This window comes from uncultured Veillonella sp. (assembly GCF_905209685.1).
Classification (GTDB): domain Bacteria; phylum Bacillota; class Negativicutes; order Veillonellales; family Veillonellaceae; genus Veillonella.
On the sequence record NZ_CAJLUB010000118.1, the window covers coordinates 1 to 5674 of the forward strand.

At 42.4% G+C, this 5674-nt stretch carries 2 protein-coding genes and 1 other RNA gene; all 3 read right to left on the reverse strand.

The annotated features are described in order from the left end of the window. A partial coding sequence (locus tag QZ055_RS07825) for an AAA family ATPase (protein ID WP_363178934.1) occupies window positions 1-254 on the reverse strand: 254 nt, incomplete at its 3' end. Between the two features lie 254 nt (window positions 255-508). Next, window positions 509-608, reverse strand: an RNA gene (gene ffs, locus QZ055_RS07830) — signal recognition particle sRNA small type. Between the two features lie 113 nt (window positions 609-721). Then, entirely contained in the window at window positions 722-5305 is a 4584-nt protein-coding gene (gltB, locus tag QZ055_RS07835) for a glutamate synthase large subunit (protein WP_295825833.1), read from the reverse strand. Window positions 5306-5674: the final 369 nt, after the last annotated feature.

Genomic DNA, 5674 nt, shown 5'->3' on the forward strand with positions numbered 1-5674 from the left:
CCGCTCAAAATCGATTTACAAGCACTACACTCGTTACAAGGATGATCCGTTGGCCCATGCTCGCAGTTGATAGCGCGCGCGAAAATCTTGGCCATACTCGTCTTACCAGTCCCTCGCGGACCAGCGAACAAATACGCATGAGCTACCTTATCCTCGCGGATAGCACGCATCAACGTATCAGACACCTGATGCTGACCAACCACATCGGTAAACGTCTGTGGACGGTACTTACGATATAACGCAATATATGCCATTGGAACACCCCCTTTTCCGAAAATTACAATACTTTATTATACCATATTAAGGAAATTCTGACTTCCTTAATAAAGTTCTTTCCCCAATACGAAAGTAATATATTTACTTATAAATAATGCTGATATTTCCTAGTCAAAACTCCATCATATGGTTCATAATACAACATCGTATAGTCCAGAATCGAATATCATGCATTCTAAATTAGACATAAAAAAAGCGGCCTCTCAGGCCGCCTTGCAATATTCGATCACGACAGCCCCCGGGTTCCCCGTGGCACATGAAGGTTACCGCTTAGTGCTGCTACCTCTCAGTCCTGACACGATTCACAGGCCCCCATTGCACAGGCCCGAGAACTGCCATGATCCAATATTGCAATACAAATATTATACATGAAAATACCTCTATAGTCAAAGCTATAGAGGCATTTCATATGTCTTATCTAAAGGATATTCAGTTAGATTAGAAATTATTTTGCATATTTTTCTTTGAATGCAGCTAATTGAGCTTCTTCCAAGGATAAGCCTTGTTCTTTATAGCGTTCAATAGCAGCGTGCATTTCTTCATATGCTACAGGTACAACTTTTGTAAATCTGTTTACAAAGTTATTCCAGTTTTCAAGGATGTGACGGCCTTTAGCGGAATTAGTATGCAATACGTGTTGTTCTACTAATTCTTTAATGCGTTTAAGGTCATCATTATTAGCAGGACGTAATTCTACTAGACCTGTGTTTACATAACGTTCATCGCAATCGAGGATGTACGCATAGCCACCGGACATACCTGCTGCGAAGTTACGACCAATTTTGCCAAGTACAAGCACTTCGCCACCAGTCATGTATTCACAACCATGGTCGCCTACACCTTCTACAACAGCTGTGATACCACTGTTACGAACGGCGAAACGTTCACCAGCTACACCATTGATGTAGGATGTACCAGATGTAGCACCATAGAAGGCAACATTACCGATAAGGATGTTTTCATCAGCTTCAAAGATGGATTTCTTAGGTGGATATACAGTGATAGTACCACCGGATAAGCCTTTACCGAGATAATCGTTTGCATCCCCTTCGAGTTCTAATGTCATGCCTTTAGGAATGAAAGCACCGAAGGATTGGCCCGCAGAGCCTTCAAAGTTTAACTTAATTGTATTGTCTGGCAAGCCGCTTTCACCATAACGACGAGTCACCTCAGAACCAACCAAGGTACCTACAACGCGGTTAATGTTTGTAATAGCCAATTTAGCGCGAATAGGTTTTTGGTCCTCAATAGCAGGACGGCACATACGTAAGAGCTTGGACATATCCAATGTGCGTTCCAATTCGTGATCTTGGTCAACCATATGCATATGACCTACAGATGCGTCGATGTATGGGTGGAACAATACGCGTTTAAGGTCAACGCGAGATAATTTGAAGTTATCGTCTTGAGATTTTTGACGAACAAGATCGATACGGCCAACGAGTTCAGCTACGGAGCGAATGCCTAGACGAGCCATGATTTCACGCAATTCACGAGCGATGAAGATCATCAAGTTTTCTACGTACTCAGGTTTACCTGAGAAACGAGCACGCAATTTTTCATCTTGTGTAGCAACGCCGTAAGGACATGTGTTGAGGTTACATACACGAGCCATTTTACAACCTACAGCAACGAGTGGCAACGTACCGAAACCGAATAACTCAGCGCCAAGCATCGCAGCAACGGCTACGTCGAAACCAGTCATCAACTTGGAGTCTACTTCCAATTTAACGCGGTCACGTAATCTATTGAGCATCAATGTTTGATGAGTTTCAGACAAGCCTAATTCCCAAGGCACACCAGCGTGTTTTACAGATGTACGGCCTGCCGCACCTGTACCACCATCGTAACCAGAAATTAAGATATTATCTGCTTTTGCTTTTGCCACACCAGCAGCGATAGTACCAACACCAGCTTCAGATGTTAACTTAACGGAAATACGAGCGTCTTTATTAACGCATTTCAAGTCATAAATCAACTCAGCCAAGTCTTCGATGGAGTAAATATCATGGTGTGGTGGTGGAGATACGAGCTCTACGCCAGGAGTGGAGTGACGAGCTTTCCCGATTTCAGGGTATACTTTTTTACCTGGTAACTGGCCACCTTCACCTGGTTTTGCACCTTGTGCACATTTAATTTGTAATTCTTTTGCATGAATGAGGTAATTTGCAGTTACACCGAAACGACCAGATGCAATTTGTTTTACTTCGGAATTCATGCTGTCGCCATTTGGCAATGGTTTGAAACGAGCTACGTCTTCGCCGCCTTCACCAGAGTTAGATGTAGAACCAAGACGGTTCATAGCGATAGCAATCGCTTCATGAGCCTCTTTACTGATGGCACCATAACTCATAGCACCCGCTTTAAAGCGTTTTACGATGGATTCTTCAGGCTCAACCTCTTCGATAGGAATGCCGCCACCTACAGGGTAATTTAATTCCATCAAGGAACGCAATGTTACGTGGTAATCGTTGCGGATAGCTTTAGAGTATTCTTTATATTTAGCATAGTCGCCATTGATGAGGGATTCTTGTAAAAGCTCAATTGTTTTAGGGTTGAATAAATGTTCTTCCCCATCTTTTACAGGACCATACCAACCACCCGGTTCAAGTACAGATTCATCAGATTTGAAAGCACGGTCAAAACGAGCCAATGCTTCATTAGCAACACCTACAAGACCAATACCGCCAATACGTGTTGGTGTATTTACAAAGAACTTGTTAATGAAGTTAGTATTCAATCCCAAGGCTTCAAAGATTTGTGCACCCTGATAAGAACGTACTGTGGAGATACCCATTTTGGACATAACTTTCATGATACCGCCCACAGCCGCTTTGATGTAGTTCTTTTCTGCTTGTTCAGGAGTAATATCACCAAGGCGTTTATGGGCTTGTAAATCACGTACAGTTTCAAGAGCTACATATGGATTGATTGCGGTTACACCATAACCGATCAGTGTACAGAAATGATGTACTTCGCGAGGCTCACCAGATTCGAGGATAAGACCAATTTCTGTGCGCAATACTTTTCTAATCAAGTGATTATGAACAGCTGCTACAGCTAACAATGCAGGAATTGGTGCATGATTTTCATCAACGCCACGGTCAGATAAAATCAATACATTTTGGTCTGTACGTGCTGCTTCTTCTGCTTTTTCGCACAATTCATTCAATGCATCGCGCAAACCATCAGCACCCTTAGTTGGGTCGAAAAGGATTGGCAATGTAACAGACTTCATACGGCGGCAGTCAAGAGCCTTAATGGACGCCAATTCTTGATTAGTAAGGATTGGTGTACGCATGGACAACGCATAAGTACCAGCTTTATTAGGGTCTGTTAAGTTACCAGAGTTACCAAGCATAACGCGTGTAGATGTAACCATTTCCTCACGAATGGAGTCGATTGGAGGATTTGTTACTTGCGCGAACATTTGCTTGAAGTAGCTGTATAACAATTGTGGTTTATCGGACAAGATAGCAAGTGGAGCATCGGCACCCATTGCACCTACAGGATCTTTACCATCCTTTGCCATAGGTACAATCATACGTACAAGGTCTTCTTGGGTATAACCAAAGGCTTGTTGCTTTTTGAACAAATCTTCAACTTTTGGAATATCACTTTCATCAGCTTGTGTAATTTCAGACAAGTGGATAACGTGCTCTTTTACCAATTCATCATATGGCAATTCAGTGGCAACGCGTTGTTTGATTTCTTCATCGGAAATGATACGTTGTTCTTCCGTATCAATGAGAAGCATTTTACCTGGTTCCAAACGACCTTTAGCACGAATATTTTCAGCGTTTTCGCTTACTACACCCACTTCGGAGGCCATGATAACGCGATCATCAGTTGTTACATAGTAACGAGCAGGACGCAAACCATTGCGGTCAAGTACGCCACCGATAACAGTACCATCAGTGAAGCCCATAGCAGCAGGACCATCCCATGGTTCCATCATGAAGCTATTGAACTCATAGAAGTCATGTTTTTCTTGGCTCATGAGATTGTTGCGTTCCCAAGGTTCAGGAATCATCATCATAATAGCATGAGGCAAAGAACGACCTGTCATGTGTAAGAATTCCAATGTGTTATCGAACATAGCGGAGTCAGAACCGCTGTCATCAACTACAGGGAATACTTTTTTGATGTCCGGGAACAATGGAGATTCCGCTTTGCCTTCACGAGCATTGATCCAGTTTACATTACCGCGAATAGTGTTGATTTCACCATTGTGAACTAAGAAACGGTTAGGATGTGCCCGGGCCCAGCTTGGGAATGTATTCGTACTGAAGCGAGAGTGAACCATCGCCAATGCAGATGTAAAGTCAAGGTCACTCAAATCAAGGTAGAAGTCACGCAATTGACCAGGTGTCAACATCCCTTTATATACGATTGTTTTAGAGGACAAGGATGCAATATAGAAATCACTAGATAATTCTTTGCTCAATGGAATGATGCGTTTTTCCGCTAATTTACGAATGATGTATAATTTGCGTTCGAACTCTTTATTATTTGTAATATCTGGGCCTTTACCGATGAGGATTTGAATCATCCATGGACGAATGGCAGCAGCTTCATGGCCAACTTTAGTACCATCAACTGGTACTTCACGCCAGCCGAGAACTACTTGACCTTCTTCGCGTACCACCTCTTCAAAAATACGTTTTTGCTCGTTGCGGAGGCTTTCATATTTGTGAGCGAATACCATGCCTACGCCGTAATCACCAGCGGAGGGCAAGTTAATGCCAAGCACTTCGCACTCGCGTTTGAAGAACTCATGAGGAATTTGCACCAAAATACCGGCACCATCCCCTGTGTCCTTATCTGCACCAGCACCACCACGATGCTCAAGACGCTCTAAAATGCGCAAGCCATCATCGATAATATCGTGGGATTTTTTACCCTTAATATTAACGACAAAGCCCATGCCACAAGCATCTTTTTCAAATTGGCTGCTGTACATACCATTAGCTTCTAGTCTAGCTTGATCTAGACGTTGTTGCTCGATTGTGCTCTGATTCATATCCATAACGTGCACTCCTTCATATCACTTGATCAATCCAAGCTCTGCGGCATCGTTCCGTTCGGTCTTGGTGAAAGTATAAACTATAAACTACCTCTAAAGAATCCATTCTGTAGTGATATTATCGGCTGTGACTGTCCATAACCTCATCTAAGTTTTAAATTCTATAGAATTTTTGTCTATACATAGTATACTCCTGTCCACTGTGAATTGAAAATATAAAAAAAACATAGTCTATGACTTTAAGTCATAGACTATGCATTTTTATCACTATTGTTTTTTGTATACATGTATACACAAGCATCAAGGGATATGTTTTTTTATCATCGATTGAGCTTTTTTTGTTTTACGTGGCACGCTCTATGTCCACATCTA